Source organism: Microcystis sp. 0824, from assembly GCF_003112475.1.
GTDB classification, from domain to species: Bacteria; Cyanobacteriota; Cyanobacteriia; order Cyanobacteriales; family Microcystaceae; genus Microcystis; species Microcystis aeruginosa_C.
Genome location: NZ_BDSM01000055.1, coordinates 25,825 through 49,649, shown reverse-complemented (window position 1 = coordinate 49,649; position 23,825 = coordinate 25,825). Strand labels below are relative to the sequence as shown.

General features: G+C 39.1%; 16 protein-coding genes. 4 read left to right on the top strand and 12 right to left on the bottom strand.

The window, feature by feature from the left end; all coding sequences use genetic code 11:
* Window positions 1–28: 28 nt before the first annotated feature.
* The 8 genes from N0824_RS18565 to N0824_RS18530 all read right to left on the bottom strand — a co-directional run bounded on the left by N0824_RS18565 (window position 29) and on the right by N0824_RS18530 (window position 8,704).
* On the bottom strand, window positions 29–826 hold the full coding sequence (locus tag N0824_RS18565; protein ID WP_108937828.1) for a DUF2272 domain-containing protein: 798 nt from the start codon (window positions 824–826) through the stop codon (window positions 29–31).
* A gap of 41 nt (window positions 827–867) precedes the next feature.
* Window positions 868–1,710 carry a 3D domain-containing protein gene (locus N0824_RS18560; RefSeq protein WP_108937827.1) on the bottom strand — a complete coding sequence of 281 codons (843 nt, stop codon included), beginning with the start codon at window positions 1,708–1,710 and terminating at the stop codon, window positions 868–870.
* Between the two features lie 9 nt (window positions 1,711–1,719).
* A complete protein-coding gene (locus tag N0824_RS18555; RefSeq protein WP_233256480.1) occupies window positions 1,720–2,601 on the bottom strand; it encodes a hypothetical protein in 882 nt (293 codons plus the stop codon).
* 168 nt (window positions 2,602–2,769) lie between these two features.
* Window positions 2,770–3,585 (bottom strand): transglycosylase SLT domain-containing protein, encoded by an 816-nt coding sequence (locus tag N0824_RS18550; protein WP_108937825.1) that lies wholly within the window; start codon window positions 3,583–3,585, stop codon window positions 2,770–2,772.
* A gap of 27 nt (window positions 3,586–3,612) precedes the next feature.
* Window positions 3,613–4,515: an N-acetylmuramoyl-L-alanine amidase gene (locus tag N0824_RS18545; protein ID WP_108937824.1), complete on the bottom strand. Its 903-nt coding sequence runs from the start codon at window positions 4,513–4,515 to the stop codon at window positions 3,613–3,615.
* A 49-nt stretch (window positions 4,516–4,564) separates the two neighbouring features.
* Window positions 4,565–6,115, bottom strand: a complete 1,551-nt coding sequence (locus N0824_RS18540; RefSeq protein WP_108937823.1) for a glucosaminidase domain-containing protein — start codon at window positions 6,113–6,115, stop codon at window positions 4,565–4,567.
* Window positions 6,116–6,200: 85 nt separating this feature from the next.
* Window positions 6,201–6,953, bottom strand: coding sequence for an N-acetylmuramoyl-L-alanine amidase (locus N0824_RS18535; protein WP_108937822.1), 753 nt, complete (start codon window positions 6,951–6,953; stop codon window positions 6,201–6,203).
* A 404-nt stretch (window positions 6,954–7,357) separates the two neighbouring features.
* Entirely contained in the window at window positions 7,358–8,704 is a 1,347-nt protein-coding gene (locus N0824_RS18530) for a glycoside hydrolase family 10 protein (RefSeq protein WP_108937821.1), read from the bottom strand.
* An 871-nt stretch (window positions 8,705–9,575) separates the two neighbouring features.
* Here N0824_RS18530 and N0824_RS18525 point away from each other — a divergent pair.
* The 3 genes from N0824_RS18525 (at window position 9,576) to N0824_RS18515 (ending at window position 13,891) form a co-directional block, all read left to right on the top strand.
* Complete coding sequence (locus N0824_RS18525; RefSeq protein WP_108937820.1) at window positions 9,576–11,015, top strand: sensor histidine kinase KdpD; 1,440 nt, start codon at window positions 9,576–9,578, stop codon at window positions 11,013–11,015.
* 92 nt (window positions 11,016–11,107) lie between these two features.
* Complete coding sequence (locus tag N0824_RS18520; RefSeq protein ID WP_108937819.1) at window positions 11,108–12,205, top strand: saccharopine dehydrogenase family protein; 1,098 nt, start codon at window positions 11,108–11,110, stop codon at window positions 12,203–12,205.
* Between the two features lie 3 nt (window positions 12,206–12,208).
* Window positions 12,209–13,891 carry a mechanosensitive ion channel family protein gene (locus N0824_RS18515; protein ID WP_108937818.1) on the top strand — a complete coding sequence of 561 codons (1,683 nt, stop codon included), beginning with the start codon at window positions 12,209–12,211 and terminating at the stop codon, window positions 13,889–13,891.
* Here the strand turns inward: N0824_RS18515 and N0824_RS18510 are convergent.
* The 4 genes from N0824_RS18510 to N0824_RS18495 form a co-directional block, all read right to left on the bottom strand.
* The gene (locus tag N0824_RS18510; protein ID WP_108937817.1) at window positions 13,818–14,321 is read right to left on the bottom strand and encodes a hydrogenase maturation protease; all 504 of its coding nucleotides are present in this window, start codon (window positions 14,319–14,321) and stop codon (window positions 13,818–13,820) included. The genes N0824_RS18515 and N0824_RS18510 overlap by 74 nt on opposite strands.
* A 425-nt stretch (window positions 14,322–14,746) precedes the next feature.
* Window positions 14,747–15,238 carry a GNAT family N-acetyltransferase gene (locus tag N0824_RS18505; RefSeq protein ID WP_002802725.1) on the bottom strand — a complete coding sequence of 164 codons (492 nt, stop codon included), beginning with the start codon at window positions 15,236–15,238 and terminating at the stop codon, window positions 14,747–14,749.
* A gap of 344 nt (window positions 15,239–15,582) precedes the next feature.
* A complete protein-coding gene (locus N0824_RS21480; protein WP_108937816.1) occupies window positions 15,583–15,831 on the bottom strand; it encodes a hypothetical protein in 249 nt (82 codons plus the stop codon).
* Window positions 15,832–15,996: 165 nt separating this feature from the next.
* Entirely contained in the window at window positions 15,997–22,134 is a 6,138-nt protein-coding gene (locus tag N0824_RS18495; RefSeq protein WP_108937815.1) for a translocation/assembly module TamB domain-containing protein, read from the bottom strand.
* Between the two features lie 459 nt (window positions 22,135–22,593).
* Between N0824_RS18495 and N0824_RS18490 the strand changes: the two genes are divergently transcribed.
* Entirely contained in the window at window positions 22,594–23,784 is a 1,191-nt protein-coding gene (locus N0824_RS18490) for a DUF3747 domain-containing protein (protein WP_108937814.1), read from the top strand.
* The last annotated feature ends 41 nt before the right edge of the window (window positions 23,785–23,825 follow it).

Genomic DNA, 23,825 nt, shown 5'->3' with positions numbered 1-23,825 from the left:
AAGAGATTAGGAAAGGATAGGAAAAGTATTAAAGCAAATTCTTAATGACAACAAACCAAGGTCGAGTAGTGTCCTTTACTTTACCATTGGTATCAAGTTTTAGGGTCTTTTGGGTAACTGAATCGCTGACATTTCCTCCAATAATATCAATTTCATTCGTTCTTTTTGCTACTACCAAATCACAATGAGAAATATAATTTTTATTGGTATCATAAGTAACTCCTGATTGACGAGGAGCGCAAACTAAATCACCAATTTCTGGAGTTACTTCATCAATTTTAAAAGCCACAAAAGGAGCATTAATGACTTGATCTTTGCGTTTTTTAACACTATCTCGAATATAAACTGAATGACTCGCATCTCGCTTAAATTTATCGGCCGCACCTGCTTTTGTCATGATCCAAGAAATAAATGCTGCTGACCAAGGTACGTTACCCACATCAAAACGAGTGTCAATATCGTTACGATTTAGAGCTTCTTTCCAATAGGTAACAATGCGTTGCCAAAACCCATCTTCTCGTTCTTTTCTTTTCCCTTTTTTAAAAAATTCCCATTCTTGAGTAGCAATATTAACTAAGTTTTGCTTAAAATTTTGATCGACAAAAATTTCGACATGAGAAATAAAAGCAAACCAAGTAGTCATACCATCACGAGGCGTTTCTAATTGAATTTCCCAGTGATTATTGGGAGCGGATCGATATTGTTTGATGGCTAGGGTATCCCCTTTTGCTAAGGGAAATTTTTGGGAATCTGTTAAGGTACTGCTATCTTGAGGTAAAGCCTTGATGACGGTATTCACTAAAGCTTTTAGGGTTTTGTCAGCCATGATATAAAGTCTCCTTGAGAAAATAAAGAACGATTGAACGATTAGGATTTGTGCAGTGTATTTAAAGCACTTTTAATCCGGGTATCAGTAATCACAAAGGCAGTGAAGGTTTTGCTAGGATCACTCTTAACATGGGAGAAGGGATTTTTATTAGTAATTCCCAAAAAAGTATCAATCTTATTTCCTTTAATTGCACTACCCACATCCGCCGCAAAGAAATAACCATCATGCTTCACTTTTTTTCCCGAAGGCAAAATGACTTCTTTTCCTCTTGCATCAGGAATATAAATAACTGTTCCTAAAGGGATCACGGTTTTATCAACGGCAATGGTACGATAAGGAACTAAGATAAAGCCTCCTGAACCATCTCCAAAAGATCCTTTAGCTGGGGCAAATAAAGAGCGATTTATGGCTCGGATAATGGCCTCTTTTAAGCTCGGAAAAAAGGGTTTACAATTGGTTTGAGCGGTTGTTCCGGTTGTGGCAAAGTTAAAGGTTTTAAGGGTATTGCTATCCGTTTTAACTTGTACAGTGCCTTCTAAAGCGGCAGTACACCAGTCTTTTTTAGACAGTTTAACGCCTAAAGAAGTACCACTAGAATTTTTTAAGGCAATGGCATCGGTCGCACTACTCACTTGAGCTTGATGAACAAAGTAGAAAGTAGAAAATAGGGTCAATTTTTTATCTTTAACGCCTTCTGTCGGTTCAGGAAAATCAAAGATAATTTGAGATTCAGTTAGGGCAATTAGGACAGGAACAAATTTATCCTTTTGAGTAGGGGAAGTATAGCTAAATTGTGCAAATGCAGGAGAGACAAAGCTGCTCATAATAACTAGATAAATCCCTGCGATAATTAATAGTAAGCGTTGCAAATATTTGTTCATAATTAACTCCTAAGAACGAATTTCAGTTAAAATGTCATTGAGTTGTTTTGACCACTGGTCTAGGTTAAAATTCTGGGGGTCATCATGTCCACCCTGTACGATTTGATCAAGAACAACATGAAAAGCAGGAATTAACCATTTTCCGCGCCGTACACTGGCCGCAACATAAACAACTGCTAGGCGATCTAATTGGGCTTTGGTAAACCCGGGATCGGGCGATTTAGCATCATTTTTTCTGGGTGGAGAACACTGTCTTTGACCAGCATTTGGTTGACATCTTCTAGGTTGAACTAATTCAACTGCTAAGAATAAACCCTTACATTTATTCACCCCACAAAATTGCTCCGATTCTCGTCTGGTAGAACGCCAAGGTGTATTAAAATCCTTACGAGTGACGGATTGTCCTACTCGATTAATAATGATATGAGCGGGAGAATTGTCGCCACTACCATATTGATTGAAGTTGTTAAACCTCCAACTAGCTTCATTAATATTATTGGGAAAGGGATCATTTCCCAAATTAGGAGTGCTGGTATCATGAATAATAAAATAACGAGCCAATTCTGCACTGGGATTATTATTATTAGTTCGTGAAACTGGTTTATCTAATGAACCGCCAATGTCTGCTTCGTTAATTCCTTGAGCTTGTAGATATCGTCTTAATTGCTCTTTACTGATATCGATGGTGGGTCTAGTTAAGAGTTGATCAAACGGAGCAGGTAAACTGGTTAAAGTTAGTCCTACATTCCCAAAAATTTTGGGTTGACGCAATAAACATTTAGCCTGATCGATAGAAGAAATCTGAGAAGTCGGTACTATTTGACAAACGGTTTGAGCTTGGATTTTTGCTTGAAAAAATAAGATTATTACTAAAGTAAATCCAAAGATCATGAATCGCTGAAAAAGCTTGAATAACACAGCTTTACCACTCCTTGAAATCTTGAAATAAATAGAAAGACAAATTTCTTCTAACTAGATAACTGGACATGACTGACTAAAATTGATTCTTGAGGGCTGCAAACTGAATTGATGATCAGAACCCCAAGAAAGCCAAGGAAATCAAGCTAGATAAAATTGTTGATAGCCGACGCTAACAGGTGTGGTGGTCCCTTGCAAAACAAAGACTGCATCGTTAAAGAATTTAATAAAGCGATCGCAGTGTGCGGAAGTACCAATGGGAAATTGACGCATTCGCCAACGATTATTGGAATTTTTGTTTTCAAATAAAGAACCGGCATTATAAGCACAGGCAACTTTGGGCGGATCTAACAAAGTTTTCAAGCGTTGATCGGCAATAAATGACGTTCCTGCTTTAATAGAAATACTGGCATTTTTTAAGTCATCTCGATCGATGGTTGAATTATGTAATGTACCTCTGGCCGTAGAAATTAATGTTTGCATTAAGCCAACACTGATCAAATGAGGGGTGATAGAATCAGATACATAACCCGGTTCTTTGCGGATAGCGTCTGCTTTTCCGTTCGATTCTGTGGCAATGGTGGCAATAATAATTACTGCTGGCACATTAAAATGTTTTGACCATTGATTAATTTCATCAGAAAAATTATTCCAAATTTTAGTAGCAGTCGCCGGTTGACCACTGGTTCGCTCAATGCCGCTACCTTCAATTTCCACTCCATCTTCTGCCAATCGCCAGCGCACACTATTAGGAAAAGCCCGATGAAAATTTTCTAGGGGATTATTGTCATTGTCATCGGCAAGCTCGGGAATTTCTAAAACTTGTCCCACGGAAATTTGATTAGGATTGGCAATATCGTTGGCTTCTTGAATTACCACAAACTTTGAAGCATCACCATAAAATTTTAAAGCAATTCCTCTGAGGGTATCTCCCGATTTAATCGTGTAGGTTTGCATAAAATCATCTCCTGATGTTATCGATCTTTACTCAATTGTTACTGTCCGAGTTGTGCCATCCCAAGTTACAGAAAGATTTAGTGCTTGTGCCAAATCTACTATTTTCACAAAGCCGAATTGTTCAATTTTCTTGATGATTTCTTGTTTGCTAGTTCCCTCGGGAATATCCATCGGTTTATTGCTGTGTTCAATCAGCAAAAATCCTAAGGATTTTGCTTCTTCTCCATCAGCAAATTTTAATTCCATCACTTCTTGATCATTGGCAGTAATAATTTGCCAATTAAAAGTATCTAGCAAAGGACGAATCTTGACGATACTTTTTTCATTAAATATCTGCGCTTCTCGGAAGGGTTTTCCTTGAACAACTGCTGTGATACTAGCCGGAGTTTCCACTAAACCAGAAACGCCCGTTAATTTCGTTTTTACTAGGGTTCTAAATTGATCTCCCACCTGTCTTTTACTTAAAGATGTATCCCAGGGTAAAACCATTGGATCCCATTTTCCGCGTTGGGGTTTATTAGGAAACTCACGTTCTACTTCTCCATGACCTAAAACGGTTTTAGCTGTTACTTCAATATCGTAAAAATCGCAGAGTTCTGCTACTACCTGCGCCATGGTTTCCCATTGGGTTTGTGTCATCGGAAAACTTCCTGCTTTAAATGGTTTTTCCACCGCACCACTCATACAACAGACGCTAACTCCGATTGAACCCGTACCAAACAGTGCCGTATGAGCCGCATAAACATTATCTGCGGTGGAAACATTATCTTTAATTGAGTGAGTTCCTCGCACTAACTTACCATCATCTTCGATTAAAATATGATAATGAGATTTATCGTTGCTAGATGCTTTATGTCCCCCTGCCGTCCAGTGAATAATGATTCTTTTCATCGAACAGTTAGGCATCCATGCTGTCGGTACAATTCCCATAGTTTTTACCTCTCAATTATTGAATTATCTGGTTATTTAATCAATTAAACTAAGCTCTCACGGGAGGGCGAATAGCAAAGTGAATGTGGTTATCATGACCAGGAGCAAAATTGCATAGTTTTTGTCCCAAAAAAGTTTCATCTTTCAGGGTCGCATCATTAAAAAACACTTGACTAACCAGTTTTTGTCGTCGCATGGCTTTAATCAGAGCGCGTGCTGCGGTGCGGTCAAAATTGTCACTTTCCCAAGTGATTCCGCCATGTTGTCCATCCCTGCGCGGAAGCCTTACATCACACATTAAACCCGTTTCATGGCCTGCGTGTTGGGGGGTGTCTCCTCCTGTGGGTTTACTAACATCATTAATAGAAAAAGCGGCACTACTAGGATTAGAAACTCGGAATGTATTATGATAGTCAGCAGCAATTTCTAAGATGGCATCTGCTAACCAACTTGTTCCAAAATCATGATCATCATTAGTTTGATTTTTCTCATGATTAATTAAGCTAATAGAAGGATTACTATCGGGCATGGTTTGCCAACGAGGTGCATTGGCCGCTTCTAACCATTTCTGAGTGGTATTGTCCACATCTATTCGTCCATCTCCACCTAGAGTTTCTCTCCCTGCAATAATCGATTGAAATAATTTAATAGCAAGAATGAAACCTGTATTCAAGGCTGCACTATTAGGATCACCGACAAAAGTATAGCCAAGGGAATGTAATCGCTGTTTAACCGCAATCTTATCGGCTGTTCGGTTGATTCCTCCTAATCCGACACTTCCCGTTAAATTCAGGGTAACTGCACCTGTTGCCTTCGGTGGAGAAGCCTTGATTTTGATTTCTACACTTTGATTATCAATGGCTATTTTCACAATGCGATCGCCCGCTTGTAAGAAGACAAATTCGGCTTTCCATTCTCCTCCTTCTTCTATTTTAATATCATCTAGGGGGAATTGATTATCAATTAAAACGGTGAGTTTTTTGCCTTTGTCGGCAGCAGCTGCGGTTCCTTCAATCCGAAAACTTTGTCCCACTTCCACTTCCTTGGGAAAACTGGTTACTTGTAAGGTATCGGGGGGTGGTGGAATAACAATTCCGTTGGCTTTTGCTAGTAAAGTCCTCGCTTCGGGAACAAGTTTTAACACTTTGCTTATATAACTTATATCTGCAGCAAAGCCTTTACTTTGAATAAAACCGATAAAGTTTTCAGGAGTTTGAGTATTTTCTTCTAATCCTTGATAGGGTTCACGGGTTAAAAATTTCCAATAACCTCGCAGAAAATTGTCAATATCCGTGAATAAGCAAAAGTCCATCGCTTCCGATTCAGAAGGTACTTTAATCGATTTAGGAGTAGCAAAAGGAGTCATTTCCTTGCGCCATTTTAAACCAGCGAAGTTTTTCTGGTCTTCGGCTAGTTTACTGGTGGCTCTGGCGGACTCTAATAGCCATTGAGCCAGAGAAACTTCTTTTAAATGACTAAAATGATCGGGAGGAATTGCAGTTAAGTTAACTTGCCGATTATCGGTAGCGTCAACTTCTCGAAAAATTATGGACAAATCAGCTTGAGCATATTGTTGAACTAAGTCATCTAGTAAAGCCATTGCTGTCTCCTGTAAGCGGTAGAAAATCAATTATTTTGCTGATATATTTCCCTTTATTTTGAGAAATAAATCGATAAATTTCTGTCTATTGCACGATCTTGGCAAATTCCTCAAAAATGAAATGTTCATCTCGATTAGCCTGACTTTTATCAGGCCATTTCACCCAAAAATGTCTTTCTTCCAAGCGCACATCCAACACGGCATAATCTCCCGGTTCAATCCCAACTAAGGTACTTGCCTCTAATTCAGAGGATTGTTCTGTGGAGGGTTTAAGAACAGTTTTTTGAGTAATTCTTAGGGTAGCTGGCTCTGGTGTGGAGTTGTCATCAGCATCCCCAATTAAACCAACTTTAATCGCTTCTGCCATCTTTTCTGCATCAAAAAGATCCATGTCTGCTTGGGAATCCACAAAGCAACATTCAATTAAAATCGCCGGCATTGAAGTATTTACCAACACAGAAAAACGGGTATTTTTTACTCCTCTATTTTTAAATCCTAGCTTGACAATTTCCGTCAAAACTGATTTAGCGATCGCTTGAGAAGTTTGACTAATACCATAAACCTCCGATCCCACTGCCTTTTTGTTAAAGGCATTAAAGTGAATAGAAACAAAAATATCAACGTTATTACTATTGGCTTTATTGGCTCTTTTTCGCAAAGAATCATTAAGACTAACGGCACTGGTCGGGGTGCAGTTAATTACTGAATGACCCGATGCGGCTATTTTAGCAATTAGGCGAGTACCCACCTCTTTAATAACAACATCTTCCTGTCTAACTCCCGATGCGCCAATGTCATGAGGTGGGCAATTATGACCCATATCAATCCCAAATTTCATCTGTATACCTCCAGTTTCTTTAATGTTTATTTATTGATCAATTTCTCTGAATATACTCTACATCAATTAAATTAATAAAAATCATATTTTTACAAAAATTTACTATTGTTTTATGGCAATTTTTACTAGAAAGTTTGGCAGCAATAATGCTATTCTAAATTAAGCTTTAGAATAGCATTACAATCAATTATTTTTCTTAACCATTAACTTGACTCCTTGTAGCTTTTAGCGTATCAGAGACTAAAGCGGGCAAACCATGAAATAGCTTAGTTCCTGTGGCAATACCTAAGGCTGAAAAAACTGCATTTCAAGGATCATTCGTCCAACTTTTTAGTTTTTGAAAGAGAAGATTGAGTCATGAATTTAGCTCCTTTTATGGATAATTTTGAATCTCAAAGAATAAATTAAACAAATTGATCGGTAGCAAGAATTTGAGCCAATTTATTCTCCCTGTCAGCCACAGTTTCTGTGGTGGGAATATGGTCTAATAAACTACTATAGAAAAAATAGGCAAAACCAGCAAAATCTCGCTCACGAGTCTCCTGAGTTTGTGCTTGAATTAATTGGAAATTTACTCGTCTATCACTGGGTCTTAAACCAGTGAGAATACCGATGACGGTGGGAATATGTTCCCGCGCTGCTTTTACCTCTGATTTATCGATTTCGCCTTCAAAACTAGGCAGATTTGGACGATAAACTTGTAATGCCAGTTCTTCAATTAATCCCTCCTTTTCCCAGGCTTCCCAATCAGCTAAAGCATGATTGATCGAAAATCCTAAAGGATTGGGAGAAATGGAGAGAATACAAACATCTTTTTCTGCTTTAATGGTTTTAAAAATCAATCGCACTAACTGAGTTAACTTCTCCTTGCGCCAATCTTTAAATTTCGCTAATTGGGGGTTACTTAAGGGACTAACTGAACCAGTTTCCTCTTGAAAAAGTTTGATAGTAAAGGAGTCAAACCCCATGCTAAAATCAAAATTTTTAGTAGCATTAGGCAAGAGTTTTGCGTGATGAATAGCGAAGTGATCATCTAATTGAATACCATCAATTTCATAGTTTTTAACTACTTCACGAATAAGACTAACCCAAAAATCTTTAACTTCAGGATGAGCGGGATTTAAGCGGCAATTACCATCACCATCAACTGTATTTTTCTGTTGATGAGTAAGCATAAACCAATCTGGTTTTTGGGCAACTAAGGGAGCAGCTGGGGGAACCATTAAACCATATTCAAACCAAGCAATAATCCGAAAGTTATACTTTTCTGTCTGATTAATCTCAATGATTTCTGCTAGTAGATCTCTACCGACTAACTCTTTTTCAAGGTTGACTTTTTTGAGGGTTTCTTCATCAGCAGTGAAGACATTATCAGCAATTTGTGATTGAAAAAACACATAGCCTTTGTTCCAAACTACTAGATAAAGAGTATTAAATCCTAAATTTTTAAGTTTTTCCAACCCAGCTTTTAGGTTATCTTTAGACTTGAGAATATCACTGTCAACATTGGTGAGCCAAACGCCCCGTATTTCTTCTACTTGTACATGATCATCAAAGAAAAATCCCGCTTTACCCACTGAACCTTGTTCTGCGGCTAACTTGACAGAATAATGATTATTTTGGCGAAAATAAGATTTAATTGGTAATTTAGTTCCTGCTTTGATTAAGGATTTTTGCCCACTATTGAGGGTTTCAGAAAAAGCTGTGGAAGACTTGAAAAACGTATCCTGAAGAATATGAATGTGCAGCATATTTTTTACTCTCTCTCAGACAAAGGATAAATGAACCTCAAATCCGCAGCAGCGACGGGTTCGGAAGACAGACAAAGGGCAGCAGGAACAGGGAATAACTCCACGTTCTCAAGCGCACTTAGTTCTGATTAATTCTCAGAATTTGCTCACGGCAAAATATAGTCAATAACCGACCCCAACTATTGCTGGACAGTTACCACTACTCAACTGTTTACCTAGCTTGAAAGCAACACTTAAACAGGCAAACCAAGACCCGATGATTCCTCCCATTGACCTAAGGTCAAGGCAAAAGGGTTTGGGAGCAAAGATCGGTTAGTTAGGGAAATAATTTGGGAACAATTTAACTTGCTCTATGATAACTATAGATAAGCAAAAAAAATACTTAAATGTAACAAAAAAATACATAAGTGGGGAAGTGTAATTAAATATCAGGGCTCTTCTAGTTTCTGTGTGGAAACGAGGTCTATACTGAAAGTTTCTTCCGCAAAATAGCCCTAAAAGTCTTGCCCGATCAGCATTTCACGATTCCATAAGCAAAAATTATCACACAAAGTCGAGAAGAGCCATATCAGACTTATCGAGGTTGAATTGAGGCACGAACCCCACAACCGGCATAGGTAATCAACTACACTAACCTATATTACAAATCCTTAAACCAATTGACAGCCTTTCTGATCAAGATCAAGTCTAACCTAATTTGTTATCGACGACCGACTCCCCAAAACGAAAATTTTGTACCTCACTATTAAGATAACTGCTATCAAAACGCGGATATCACTGCCAATAGAGTTCGGTTTTACCGTTATGGCATGAGCATTGACGGGGGTACTATTCTAGGTAAGGAATTTGTATCTAGTCAGTGATGAAGACGATGTTAGAGGGGTCTTTACCGAAATTAAGCGATATTTTCCCGCCGACTGACCATCAGGACCGGGAAACTTTCACCCCCAATGCTTTTTATCCTAATTTATCGGAATGGCTCAAGCGCTCGCAACTGAAAGCGGAAAGTGAATGGTTTGCAGCGATCGCCGCTTTAGAAAATATCTTATTACAAAACCCAAATAATGCCGCCAGTCGGGGTTTAATTCTCTCCGGTCCGACGGCTTTAGTCAGAGAAAGCAAGGCTTTAACGGGTTTTGAATTCGGTGTTTTTACCGTTAAAGCTTTAAAACATTTACAATGGCTGGGTTTGCAATTGCCTTCTCAGGAAAAATCCGCCGCCGATATTTCCCCGACGGAGATTCATGAATTGCCTCTCTTGCCAACGGATCCGATTGCTAATGAAAGATTCTGTCTGGTTTTTAGTGAAAATTTCTCTCTTTTGTTGGTTTTAGGCGAGGATCAGTGGGGTTTGTCCTCTTTTCAATTTTCCTTTGATCCCGTCCTCACTCAGCAAGCTTGGCAGCAGTTGCGGCAACGATTAGTTAATCTGCGTTATCCACAAATCGGGACTTTAGAGGCAATTATCGAGGCTAATGGCAGTCCCTCGCCGGATTATCGTCTAGTTAGCCAATTTAGTCGCCAATTACTGCAAAATTTACCCGACCAGTCTAACTTAGACCTGAAAAAAACGAAATCGTCTATCAATAGCGAAATCACTCCCCCAAAGGAAGATAATTCTAATTTAGAATCGGGTTGTGATTTGGAATTATTGCGCGCTTTAACCCACGAAATTCGCACCCCTTTAACCACCATTCGCACCATTACCAGATTATTGTTAAAACGGGCCAAAGTAACGGAAGATGTGCAGAAATATTTAGAAACAATCGATTTAGAATGTAGTGAACAAATTCAGCGCATGGAATTAATTTTCCGAGCCGCAGAATTGGGGATTAATCCTCTGGGGGATAAACCAATTCAATTAATTCCAATTGCTCTAGAAAAAGTCTTTCAAGATAATATTCCCCGGTGGCAAAAACAAGCTAAACGGCGCAATGTCAATTTAGAAGTTAATGTACCGAAAAAATTGCCTTCGGTAATTAGCGACCCGAATTTATTGGATCAAATGTTAAATGGAGTCGTGGAAAAATGTACTCGCAGTATGGCTAGTGGTGGACTGCTGCAAGTACATATATCAACGGCAGGAAATCAATTAAAAATGCAGTTTCAAACTCAAATAAAATCACCTAATCTTACCCTCAAAGCTTTGGGAAAAGTCCTAATGTTTCAACCAGAAACCGGTAGTTTAAGTCTGAATATGAAGGTGACTAAAAACCTTTTTCAAGCTTTGGGAGGTAAATTGATTGTGCGTGAAAAACCCGAAGAAGGTGAGATTTTAACCATTTTCTTGCCCCTCGGACGCATTAAATAAGTTGGGATTATTCTAAAATTTTCATCTTGGAAAATAGGCAAACTTGCCAAGAGGATGCTATACTAGGGCAACAAATATTATTGATAGTTGCCATGGAAAAAACTGTTTTAATTTTAGGTGGCACTGGTCGCATTGGTCAAAGTGTCTCCCTAGATATTATTAATCATACTGCAGCTAAAATTATTATCACCGGACGCAAGGAAAAAGCCATTAAATTACTGCCAAGAATGCAGTTTTTGGCTTTAGATTTAGAAGAAATAGACAAGCTTAGACAGGCAATTAAAAATAGTGATTTAGTTATTCATTGTGCCGGTCCCTTTCATTATCGCGATGGCAGGGTAGTAAAAATTTGCATCGAAGAAAAAGTCAATTATATTGATGTTAGTGATCATCGTTCTTTTTATCAAAAGTTAATCCCCTATCGAGAATTAGCGATAAAAGCGGGAATAACTGCCGTGGTTAATACGGGAATTTTTCCTGGTATTTCTAATAGTATAGTGCGGGAGGGAGTGGAACAGTTAGATAGGGTAGAAACGATCCGTTTAAATTATGCCGTAGCTGGTTCAGGAGGTGCGGGATTAACTGTGATGCGGACTACTTTTCTCGGCTTAAAAAAGCCTTTTTTAGCTTGGATTGAGGGACAATGGCAAGAGATTGAACCCTATACTGCCAGAGAAGTAATTGACTTTCCCGCTCCTTTGGGTAAAACTGGTGTTTATTGGTTTGATATGCCAGAAACCTACACTTTCGCTGAATCTTTTCAGGTGCAAAATGTGATCACAAAATTTGGTTCTATTCCCGATTTTTATAATCATTTAACTTGGATTACTGCCCATATTTTTCCCGATGCTTGGGTAGAAAGTTCTCGGGGAATTGAGTTTTTTTCCCAAGTTAGTTATCGCATGACAGAAGTAACCGATAAATTTTCGGGAATTGGGGTGGCAATGTTGGCAAAAGTCGTCGGATGGCAAGGGCAGCAAAAAGCAGTTTATCAAGCAACTATGGTTCACGAGAACACTGCTCAAGCAGCGGGTTGGGGAACTGGCAGCGTGGCAGAATTAATCTTAGCGGAAAAACTCGAAAAAGCAGGGATTTATCCCGTGGAACAGGTGTTGTCCACAGAACTATTCCATGCTACGATGAAAAAAAGAGGTATTAAACTCGATCGCTCCTGTACAATTGTGGCTTAGAAGATGAAAAAAATCTGGCGTTACCTAGGACTGTTTTGTTTAGTTTTGTTACTGACTTTATCCCCTATCTTCATGATAGCAGCCCAGAATAATCCTGCTAAACAAGGACAGGAAACACCCCTGGAAACTTTGGGAGAAGTTTTTCCCGTCATGCTTGATAATCAAGAACTTTTTACGATTCGGCAGGGAATAGGTTCTTTTTCAGCGCAAGAAAGAGCGAAATCGATTACAGACAGAATTGAAAAAATTGCCGATGACGATGCTCTTTCTCCTGAAGATTTAACCATAAAAATCGATCCTGAAGACAAAAACCCTTCGATTATTTTGGGAGATACGGTTATTGCTACTATTACTTCTAAAGATGCCAAATTACAGGCGGTCAGTCAAGAAGTATTGGCCGAACGAGCTTTAGCAAAGATTAAAGCGGCCATTGTCCGTTATCGTCAAGAACGTCAACCGGATAACCTCTTCAAAGATGCAACTTTGACGGTAAGTGCTACCTTAGCCACGGTCTTAATTTTCTGGGTAATAATTTTTATATCTTCGCGGGTTTTTCCCCAGATTCAGAGATTAATCACCTCCCTAGTTCCTGGGGTCGTATTCCAAAATTTTGAGATTATTAGTTCCCAAACAATAGGAATTTTTTCCCTAAGAGTTTTGCAATTTATCCGAACTCTAATTATTTTAACTATTCTCTATTTTTATTTAACTTTTGTCCTTCGTCTTTTTCCCTGGACTAGAAAATTTGGTGATGGTTTTCTGCAATACTTTTTTAGTGCTTTAGAAGTTGTTTCCCAAGAGATAGCAAAATATTTACCCAGTATTTTTATTATACTGATAATTGTTTTTATAACTCACTATCTGTTGAGAGCAATTAAACCATTTTTCACTGGATTGGAAAGAGAAAATTTAGTAATTAATGGTTTCTATCCCGATTGGGCAAAACCAACCTATAATTTACTGTCACTGCTGATAATTGCCTTAGCTATAGTCATCGCTTTTCCCTATCTACCCGGATTTAACTCTCCTGCTTTTCAGGGGGTGTCGGTATTTTTAGGGGTACTATTTTCCTTGGGTTCCACCTCTGCTATCGCTAACGTGGTGGGGGGAATTATCCTCATCTATACCCGCTCTTTTCAACTAGGAGATAAAATTTCTATTGGTGATGTTATTGGAGATGTGATTGAAAAAGGATTATTAGTCACCCGTATTCGCACACCGGCTAATAGAATTATCACGATTCCTAATTCATCGCTGTTAAACACCAATGTGATTAACTTTAGTGTCTCTCAAAGGGAATTCAAACAGCCTTTAATTTTGCAAACCACAGTCACTCTCGGTTATGATTTACCTTGGCGTAAGGTTCACGCAACCCTGAAAGAAGCAGCCCTAGCAACTGAATTTATTGTCTCAGAACCTGCTCCTTTTGTCTTGCAAACCAGTCTCGATGATTTTTATGTCAGCTATCAGCTAAATGCCTACACTGATCATCCTAGCAAAATGGTGTATATTTATTCTGAATTACATCAAAATATTCAGGATAAATGTAACGAAGTCGGTATCGAAATTATGTCTCCTCACTACAAGGCTCTCCGGGATGGCAATCACAGCACTATTCCTGAAAATTATCTGCCGGAAGATTATCAAAGTCCTGCTTTTGGTATTCAGTCAAATCCTCAGAAGTAATAATTTTCCTAATAGCTTTAATCCCATTTGTCAAGCCCTTTTGAGTTATTGTTGATAATTCTTCACCAAATTCACAATTAATAGCAGGAATAAATATTCCCCAGGCCCTGGGAGTTTGTTGATAAATTGCTTGAGTTAATGCTAATAAAGAAGCGGGACTTTCTGCATGACCTAAATTATTCCATTCGGTAACTGCCGCTAATTTTTCTATCCAGATACCGGTTTGATTAGATAATACCGCATCAACAAAAATAACTAGAGAAGCATCAGCTATATCCGCCGCTAACTCAGGAGTCAATTGATGGGTAGCGATGACTTGCACATTAGGCAAATTCTCCTGGGCGATAATTTCGGCTATTCTCACTCCCACTCCGTCATCATTTCTTAAAGTATTACCGTAACCGATGAGCAGTATTTTAAAATTATTCATGGTTAAATAGAGGGAACAGGAGTTGGAAACTTAAGTAGCTGGTTATAATTAAATTAAAAATAGATTTTAGGTTTGATCCCCCCTGCCCCCCTTGATAAGGGGGGTGCCGATAGGCGGGGGGATCTGAAAGTTTTTAATACCTACCTACTTAAGTATAGGATATCTGGGATGCTCTCGATACAGAGCTTAACCTAATCGATTTATCTACTTCGATGCTCCGCTACTTCCCTAAACCTTTTAAACAGGATTTAGTATTAGAAGTATGTTGTCTTGGCATTTTGTGTGTTAATTTAGCATAAAGAGTAAGGAAGGGCCATGAAGACTATCTCTTTTCTCTCACCCAGAAATCATCTCTAGGCGAACCAGAAAATGCTGATATTCAATTAAGTCTAGAATTTAGTCTAGCTATGGGGAAAATTGCCTATTTAAGCGACTTTTTTCCCTAAAATGACCACATCAGCCAGAAAATCGTCTAGAGCGGCAATTTGGGGTAAATAACCCCATCGTTGAAAGCCGAATTTTTCAAAGAGACGAATACTGGCTTGATTGTGGGCAAAAATAATACAGATAAGATTAGATATACCCAATTTTGGACAACGCTCCAAGGCATATTCTACCAATAATTTACCGACTCCACGACCTTGATAATCGGGGGCAATATATAAACTAACCTCTGCTGTTTTTTGGTAAGCGACACGACCATAAAACATCTGTAAACTCAGCCAGCCTACCACCCGACCTTCGAGTGCTATTACCCAGATGGGATACTGTTCAGGATCGTGCTTTTTAAACCATTCTCGCCGACTTTCGAGGGAAATAGGCTTTAAATCTGCGGTTGCCTTGCGAGTGGGAACAGCAGCATTATAGATATCGATAATTGTTGGTAAATCTGTCTCTTTAGCCTCGCGAATAATCATAGAATATCAAGTAAAAAGTCAAAAGTAAAAAGTCAAAAAATAATATTTCTTATTTTCTATCTACCTATCCGGTTGATTCTCAGGATAAAGTATAACCTAATTTTGCCTTGTCTCCTAACTTCTGATACCAAATCCGTTTTTAATAGCGTGATTAACTCCCAAGTTATGAATTGTTTCTCCCCGCTCCGCTCTCCCCACCTCCCCCCCGCAACGCGCACGAAGTGGTCTTCCCTCTCACTAATTCATAATTAGACATCTCCAAAAATTTATAAGTCAGTCACAGCTTGCTTTTAGCCTGCGTACTAATAAAATAGTTCGATAACTGGAATGTATATCTATCGTTGCTAATTCAATTTTATTCGGGTAGATTCCTTAACTAGAAAAACTTTTGGTCTTGAGATAATATTAGGTCGAGGTCTATTCAGGTTCTTCGTTACTTGGTATGGTTCGATAGGGGGGCATAAATCGACTAAATCCTTATCTGGCAAGAGATTTAATTGATTAGTTCGCTCTAGATCAAAAACAATTGACAAAAATCGCCAAATGTCTTTCTCTATAAGGGTTCCATCCCTTATAACCCCCGTCCATTGCATAACACAAACCGAAGAACCTCTATTCATAATTCATAATTCATAATTCATAATTCATAATTCATAATTCATAATTCATAATTTATAATTCATAATTCATAATTCCCACTCCCCTATACCTTCTAAATAGGATTTAGTATGAATTCTGCTATATCTCTCAATCTTACTTTAGAATTGAGTTTGATAGCGGACGGTAAACTCATTCAAATTGTAATCGTAGGAGAAGCGGATAAAAGACTGGGAATTAACTCGATAGACGGTTTCCAAATTGGGAAGAATATTAAAATCCGTTGCTCCGATCACATTACTAACCGCATTCTCCACATCATACACGACTCCTTGCGCTAAGAGGGGAATTGCCAACTGAACCACTCCAAACTGAATTAATTGTTCTGTATTTTTCCCCTGTAAACCATTAAAAACCGACAGCAATTGTTCCCCCAAAAGTCGAACGATTTCCCCTTGGCTGCGGGGGGGAGTGCTGGTTAATTTAACTAGAGGAGTATTAAGCAATCCCTCATCTTCACCTCTAGCAAAAGCCACTGCTTGTAGACAATTAGCAGCTTTTTGTAATTCTGTATCTGTATAGTTTTCCTCCAGGGGAAAAGGTGGACTATCGGGACGAATTTGGCACACTTCATTGATATTACGTCCTAAATTTGGTAGCAAGCGGTTTAATTCCCCTTCAACGCTGAGGGTGACATCAATCCTTTGAATGCGATTGAGGCTATCATCGGGAATTTCATTACTAGGAAAATCCCCCCCCGGACGGGAGATAGCAAAATCGCGAGATTGAGAAAATTCGCTGAGAATTGTTCGCAGTTGAATATCAACAAAGGGATTAAAAAGTCCCAACCCGCGACTAGAATCGAAAACAATAACATTTTGATTGCGTCGGTTAAGAAGAAAACGAGTATCGATGTAGCTAACCCGTCCTCGCTCGAGATTAATCACTCCATTGGTTTGTAATTTCTCCAGTGAAGTGAGCGAACCGTTCAAGGTTAAAGCACCACTAAAATCAAATTGATACAAAGGTTCTTGTTCGATTGATAATCCCGCTAAAGACACTTGGAAATTATTTAAAACCGGAGTAATATTTGTCGCCTGAGGAATGTTGAGAGGCTGCAGCCAGCGACTCACCGGTTTATCCGTTTCTTGATTAATTTCTGCTGTGCGAGGAAGAAAAACTTTACCCCTAGAAAGACGCACATTCCCTCCGATAATTGGTTGCTGAATTGTTCCAGTTACCAGGGCATTCCCAGCAATTAATCCCCGATAAAGACCATTAATTTCTATATCTCCCTCTTGAATATTAACTGTTAAGGGATTAGGATTATTTTTGATGGCTTGAAAGAAAGGTAAAACTCCCACCACAGAAATTTGTCTATCAGCGATCGAGCCTTGTAATTCCTCTACTGTTAAGCTTTCAGGGGTTAGACCAATGCGGCCATTTACGGTTAAAATCTCTGGAAAAGCAACACTGCGGATAGCAGCATTATCGAGAGTAACTATACCATTTGCTTCTAAATCTTTGATTTTTAAACCCTCTTTTATATCTAATCTTCCCGTCGCTGAAAGAACTACCTCACCCTCACCGTTAACCCATTCAATGGTGTTTTGACTGATAGCTTCAATTAATTTAATTGCATCGGTTCCCAATTTTGCTTGGATTTTTAATTGATCATTACCCGGTAAGGGAGGATAGGGAATGCTGGCATAGAGTTGGATTGATTCCGAGGAGGTTGTCCGCAAATCAAAACGATACTGATTATAGGTAAATAAACCAATTATATCCTGATTAATATTTTGGGCATTAATTGCACCATCAATAAAGGCAAAGTTACCCTGAATACGAGGATTTAATAAGGTTCCTGTAATTTGTCCTTGAGTTTTTAGACTACCGGATACATCCAAGGGAAACTGCACAAAATTTCTCAAGAGATCGAGAGAAAGATTTTCCACGGCAAAAGTTCCCTCTACTGTTTTTAGGGAAAAATCACCCGCTAAAAATACGGAAGAATCTCGTGATTTTAATCTAATCGGTTCTATCCTGAGCAACTGACGATTTAAGTTAAGATTAATTGTTACTTCATCAATCGGAATTAATTGGGTATCGGTGGTGACAATTCCCAGAGGGTTAACAATATTTACCGTCGGTCTTTGGGGTCGCCATTCCCATCTATTGCCCTGAAATTTTACGCTAAGATCGGGATTTTTTAAAGTCCCAGTTAAGGCTATATTTGCTTGATAACTGCCGCGAAAATCTAGTTCAGAAGGTATCCCGACTACCCCTCTTTCCCTTGCTAATTGCTGGATTATTTCTTCAATTTTTGCCCGCAAATTTACCTGTTGTGCTAGGGAAGCTTCGGGATTACCTACTTCTAGGGGACTAAGTTGAATAGCTGGGTTATTCTCTGAGGAGAAAAAGTTGATTAAACTGGTTAAATCATAGATACTAGCAACTGATAATAAATCTTGAATATAACCTTGATCTACCCTCAGTTTAGCTTCTATTGCTTGGGTTTGCCAATTAAATAAACCTTGCAGATTATATTGACTTGCACCCGCTTGTAAACTACCTTCTTGCAGTTGAACTATGGAATCCCGATAAACCAAATTTGCCGTTAATTTTTCCCCGATTAAGTTACCTAAACTAGGTCGATTAATCTCTAGTTGTCCCTCACCCTGTAAGTTAAATAAATTGATGTCTAGATTAGCATTCACTTGTCCAGCAATAATCCCCGGAATATTGTAGGCTGCCGTGGGAGATATTTTCAGCATTTCTAGGGGAAAATCGGCAATCTGAACATTTAAATTTTCTCCGCTTCGTTTAGCTGTTGCTAAAAAAGGAGTTTTATTTCCAAAAGCTTGGCGAATATTTATCCCTAAGGGAAGATAGGGCAGCAGACAATTATTTTGTTGACAAGGATCGAAAGTTAGGTCAATAATGTCCTGATTTCCCCGCAGATTTAAACTAATATTTTGACCGATTCCTGCTTGCATACTTCCTTTTAAGATAGGTTCAAAGGGTCGATCATTAATGCTAAAGTTAGCTAAATTTATATCTCCTTTGATTTGTATATTTCCCACTTTTTGCCACGCAGTTAAGAGATTTTTTCCTGTGATTTTTCCTTGAAATTCTCCGAACCCTGTCAGTGTCGATTCTCTGGGTTTCAAACGAGGATCGATCGGTAAAAGCGATATAATCTGATCTAAGGGTATAGTAGAAAAGTCAGTTTTTGCCTGTAGATTTAAGTTAACCTCAGCGATATCAGGTTGACTGGTAAGATTAGCTAAAAGAATATTTCCGCGCACATCAAAGCTATTTTCTCCCCACTGTGCCGAAAGATTATTAACCTGAATCGGTGTTACTCCCTGCCAAATTTCTTTAATATTTCCCGCTAAATTAGCCCTAAAATCTAAGTTAGGAATCGAGATTGATTTTATTCCTGGCAATTGCCCTAGTACGGCAGCGGGATCAAGATTAGCGGCAATAATATCACTTTGCCAGAAATTATTATTCAGTTGTGCCTTAGCTTTAATTTCTCCTTTGGCTACATTAATACGAGAGTTAAAAACTGCTTTGATACTGCTTAAGTTGAGTCTTTTTTCTAGCAGGGAGTCGAAAATAGTTTGAGCATTTCCTGCTGCTTGAAAACTCGCTTTGTCAATATTCAACGCTAGGGGAATATTAGTCTGAAAATTCTCTAAACTACTGAAAATATTAAAAATTCCGTTGTTTAATTGAATAGCAGTATTGATCGGATTATTATATACTAATAAGCGAGTATTTACCCTAGCATTGACGGTGGACAAATTAGGGATTTTTCCCGCTAGTAAATTATTGATTGCACCGGTGAAATTGACTTGGGTTTTTCCTAGACTAACAGGAATATTTATCTTGGGTAAAAACGGATTTAAGTTAATCCCAGTCGTATTAACTATACCGCTTAAAATACCTTGTTCCAGTTGGGCTGTCGTTCTTAGGGATTGACTATTGACAAATAACTGTATATCCCCTTGTCCGCGCCAAGTTTTTAAATCCGTTAAAGTACCGCTAATCAGAGAATTTATTCTGCCAGCAAAGTTAATTTTTGTCTTGCCTAAACTGACGGAAACTGTTAAATTTTCCACTAGAGGATTGAGACTAATTCCCCCGGTGTTGACTGTTCCTGTCAGGAAACCTCGATTCAGTTTGGCTGTGGCAATTAAAGGATTATTATCTACTAATAACTGCATATTACTTTGACCTTGCCAACTGCTGAAAATATTATTTTTATTATTCAGTAATTCCCCTAAATAACCTTGTAAATTAATTTGTGATCGCAATAATTTAACCTGAGTTGGTAAGTTAGGCAATAGGGAATTAATCGGCAATCCCGCTAAGACAGCTTTAGCCTGAAAATTTCCTTGCGATACTTGACTATTGACGAAAATTGTGCCTTGTTTACCGCTAATTCCTAAGTTAGCAATTCCGTTTAAAGTATTAACATTAAGTTGGTCAATTTTGCCACTAACTTGAATATTAGCTGTCTCTAAATTTAAGGGTTCTAAGGTTTCTAGGTAGGGGCAAATACTATCCAAATATTGACAAAGGATAGGCACAAAAGGAGTCAATAAAAAGTTATTGCCCGTGATTTTTGCCCTGACTAATTTGCTAGTAAAATCACCATTACCATTAACCTGTAGTCGGCCGCCATTTGTTTTAATCACCGTATCGGTTAAATTGATTTTGTTGCCCCCTAAAAATACTTTGCCCTCCCCGGCAACATTGATTAATCCTGACTGATTAACCGCGGGTATTTCCCAATTAATTAATAATTGGGGCAGTCCTAAACTACCTCTAGCTTTAATATTAGCTTGCAGATCGTTTATATTAATTTTAGCGGGAATTGTTGCCAGTTTAGATAAAATTTTTCTCGTGGGAAAATTGGCTTGTAAATTCAAATTAATTGGCATTTTTGTCCCGTCAAGAGGTTGATTTTTTTGCAAGGATTGCAGAATATTTAACTGTAATTTTCCTTCCCCTTTAATTTCTCCACCTGCGACGGGTTTAATTTGAATTTTATCTAAATTAAGACTATTGAGATTTGTTTGGAAATTACTGGTTATTGATTGAATAGGAATTTGCTCAAAAATAATCGGTTTGCTGTTGCTAACGGTTCCTTTAATTAGAGGTTGATCTAATTTTCCCGTCACTTGAAAAGTAGATTTTGCCTCTCCCCGTAAATCTAGAGGTGATTGCAGATAAATAATTCTTAAAAGCTGTTGTAAATCCACCGATTCTAGAGCGACCTTGAGATGATAACCAGTTTGCCAATTTACTTCTCCTCTCACCTCAGTTTTAATTTTGCCAATACTTGCGCTCGCCTGTTCAACTAATACTTTATCTCCCTGTAAATTTAACTTAGTTGTTAGCTTAATTGGATACTGAAAAGGTTGGAATTTTCCCGCCAAATCTGTCACCTGAAAATTACCATTACCTTGACTTTGATTTAGCTTTGCCCAACTGGGAATATTGAGAGCAATATTAGCATTTACTTGTCCTTGATTTAATTGGAAATTGCGATCAGGAATTAAAGTTAATAGTTCACTTAAGTTTAAACTATCAACCTGAAGATTAGTTTGACTTTCCCCCGTTTTTAACGCCGTTTCTCCTTGTATTTTTACTTGACTTTTGAGGATTTCTGCGCTAAGATCGTAGGTAAGAAGCTGCTTTTGATTATCGATAAATCTTCCCTGACCATCGGCCTTAATTTTTATCGGTTTTTTCAGGGCATAGGGTTGGATAGTAATAGCTCCCTTCTCCACCTGAAACCCCAGATTTAACCTAATGGGAGCTTCCCGATCAAAGTTACTAGCTATTTTTTCTAAATTATCGAGCCATTGACCATTTTTATCCTGATCGAGATAAATACTGGGATTAATTAACTTGACATCAACTGGCAGCGGCAGACCCAAAAGTAAGGGCAGCGGATTTAATCCCAATTCGATCGCATCAATAGATAAACTATCGGCAGAATTGGCCGTAGCTGGAATTGCCGATTTACCCATACGAATGCGATTAAAATAAAAGCCCTCTATCTTACCTACCCTGACGGGTCTATGCAGCATTTCACTGAAGATATTATCTAAAATTGGGGTGAGACGCTCATAAACTAAATAACGAGTTGTAAAATAGCCAAGGGAGGTAATTCCTAGGAGAGTAATTCCCCCGACAATTAAAGTAGAAGGCCGGCGTAAAAATCGACCGATACTCAGAAAAAGATTAGGACGAGGAGAAGGATCGCCAGGGGAGTTACTCATAATTGTTTACCTCACACACACCAAAGAAAGGGCAACGGCTCACCAGAGCTATTGAACTATGATAATTCGCCGCGGCACTGATAGCACTCAATCGATTAATCTCAATTTTTTAGGCGATTATTCGGATTAAATCCTGTGAGGAAGTCAAGGGCTGCGGCCAATTAAAAGCCTCTCCCCCATCTTAGCCTAAGACTCAAATGGCTGGCTAAAATTTTTAACAATCCGCCAAAATCTCGTCAGTTTCAACAGCTAATCGAATTAATATTGATCAACCCACCAGTTCCATCAGAATATTGCTCGGATCAATAGGTTCGGAAATTGAAGATTGAGAGAAAACTTGTGCAGACAGACAACAATCCGGCGCAGTCTGGAACAACAACCGCCAGTATTCAGTCTTAGAATGTTGGGATTAGCACGTCTATTATTTTTACTGCAAAAATCGTCTTATAGATAAAGATCATGAAAGCCAGATTATCGATCGCCCTAACCGCCCTAATGACCTTGGGCATAACTGCCACACCAGCGGCCAACTTTGACGAACAAGACATCGAGCAGACCCAGGTAGTAGCGATCGCTCGTCCCTACGGAGGTAATAAATTTGACCTGCTAGTATTGGAACAAATTCCGGGAAAACAGAAGTGTTGGAGCGAAAACGGCTCAAATCCCGTCATGATCGACCCGCTGCTCCTCAACTTTGACTTTACCGGCATTTGTCGCCGCGCCACCGATAGCAATGGTTATTCTATCCGTCTCGATGGCCGGGATTTTGGGCTAGATTACATCCTGCGTATTGTGGAACGCAATGGCGAATTATACTTAGTGGGAACTCCCCGGGATGCTCGCAGACCGGAATTAGTGGTGGGAAGAACCCGAGGAATGCAAACAGGATTTATGAAAATTATCCTCGAACCGGGTTGGAAATTTAGCCGTCGTACCTTCCAAGGCAAAAGTTTAGGCCACTTCTACTTTAGCGGCAAAGAAGCGGAAGTTCTCGCCGCCGCCGGCAGACCGCCCATCAACGAAACCACTCCTCCCCCCAGTTCTGGGGCCAGTTTCCGGGATATTAGCGGCGATATCTATAAAACTGAGATCGAAAAAGCGATCGCCCTTGGGGTAGTGGCTGGTTTTAAAGAAGATAACACCTTCCGCCCCGAAAATCCCGTCACCAGGGAACAATTCGTCTCGATGATTATTGAGGGGATGGGAACTGTCACCAAAATTAACCTAGAAGATATTCCCCCCGGCAGCGGCAGTTTTAACGACGTAGAAGCGACCCGCTGGAGTGCCAAAAAAATCCAATGGGCCCGGGCCAATGGTATTGTTGCCGGCAAAGCTAACGGCGAATTCCGTCCCACCGACCCCATCACTAGGGCTGAATTGATGGCGATTCTCAAACAGGCCGCCACCTACCTGAAAACTCGGCAAAAACAGGCCCCCGATTTAGCCCAAACTAAAACCCCCGTCAATTTTTCCGATACTTCCGGTCATTGGGCCGCTGGTTTAATTACCCAGATGTCGGGATTTTGCGCTGTGGCCTCTCCCTTGAACGAGCAGGGTAGTGCGTTTGTACCAAATGATCCCGCCCGTCGTAACTATGCGGCTGCTGCGATCGTCCGTACCCTCGATTGTGTTAAAAGCACCAAAAAATAACGGCCTCTCCTCAATCAGGGTTTGCGGCAAAAAGTTTTTCC

Coding starts and splice junctions, on each gene's coding strand:
- N0824_RS18490 (WP_108937814.1), top strand. CDS start 22,594: ATGAAAGCCAGATTATCGATCGCCCTAACCGCCCTAATGACCTTGGGC.
- N0824_RS18515 (WP_108937818.1), top strand. CDS start 12,209: ATGAAAAAAATCTGGCGTTACCTAGGACTGTTTTGTTTAGTTTTGTTA.
- N0824_RS18540 (WP_108937823.1), bottom strand. CDS start 6,115: ATGGCTTTACTAGATGACTTAGTTCAACAATATGCTCAAGCTGATTTG.
- N0824_RS18520 (WP_108937819.1), top strand. CDS start 11,108: ATGGAAAAAACTGTTTTAATTTTAGGTGGCACTGGTCGCATTGGTCAA.
- N0824_RS18525 (WP_108937820.1), top strand. CDS start 9,576: ATGTTAGAGGGGTCTTTACCGAAATTAAGCGATATTTTCCCGCCGACT.
- N0824_RS18565 (WP_108937828.1), bottom strand. CDS start 826: ATGGCTGACAAAACCCTAAAAGCTTTAGTGAATACCGTCATCAAGGCT.
- N0824_RS18560 (WP_108937827.1), bottom strand. CDS start 1,710: ATGAACAAATATTTGCAACGCTTACTATTAATTATCGCAGGGATTTAT.
- N0824_RS18535 (WP_108937822.1), bottom strand. CDS start 6,953: ATGAAATTTGGGATTGATATGGGTCATAATTGCCCACCTCATGACATT.
- N0824_RS18495 (WP_108937815.1), bottom strand. CDS start 22,134: ATGAGTAACTCCCCTGGCGATCCTTCTCCTCGTCCTAATCTTTTTCTG.
- N0824_RS18510 (WP_108937817.1), bottom strand. CDS start 14,321: ATGAATAATTTTAAAATACTGCTCATCGGTTACGGTAATACTTTAAGA.
- N0824_RS18530 (WP_108937821.1), bottom strand. CDS start 8,704: ATGCTGCACATTCATATTCTTCAGGATACGTTTTTCAAGTCTTCCACA.
- N0824_RS18505 (WP_002802725.1), bottom strand. CDS start 15,238: ATGATTATTCGCGAGGCTAAAGAGACAGATTTACCAACAATTATCGAT.
- N0824_RS18550 (WP_108937825.1), bottom strand. CDS start 3,585: ATGCAAACCTACACGATTAAATCGGGAGATACCCTCAGAGGAATTGCT.
- N0824_RS18545 (WP_108937824.1), bottom strand. CDS start 4,515: ATGGGAATTGTACCGACAGCATGGATGCCTAACTGTTCGATGAAAAGA.
- N0824_RS18555 (WP_233256480.1), bottom strand. CDS start 2,601: ATGATCTTTGGATTTACTTTAGTAATAATCTTATTTTTTCAAGCAAAA.
- N0824_RS21480 (WP_108937816.1), bottom strand. CDS start 15,831: ATGCAATGGACGGGGGTTATAAGGGATGGAACCCTTATAGAGAAAGAC.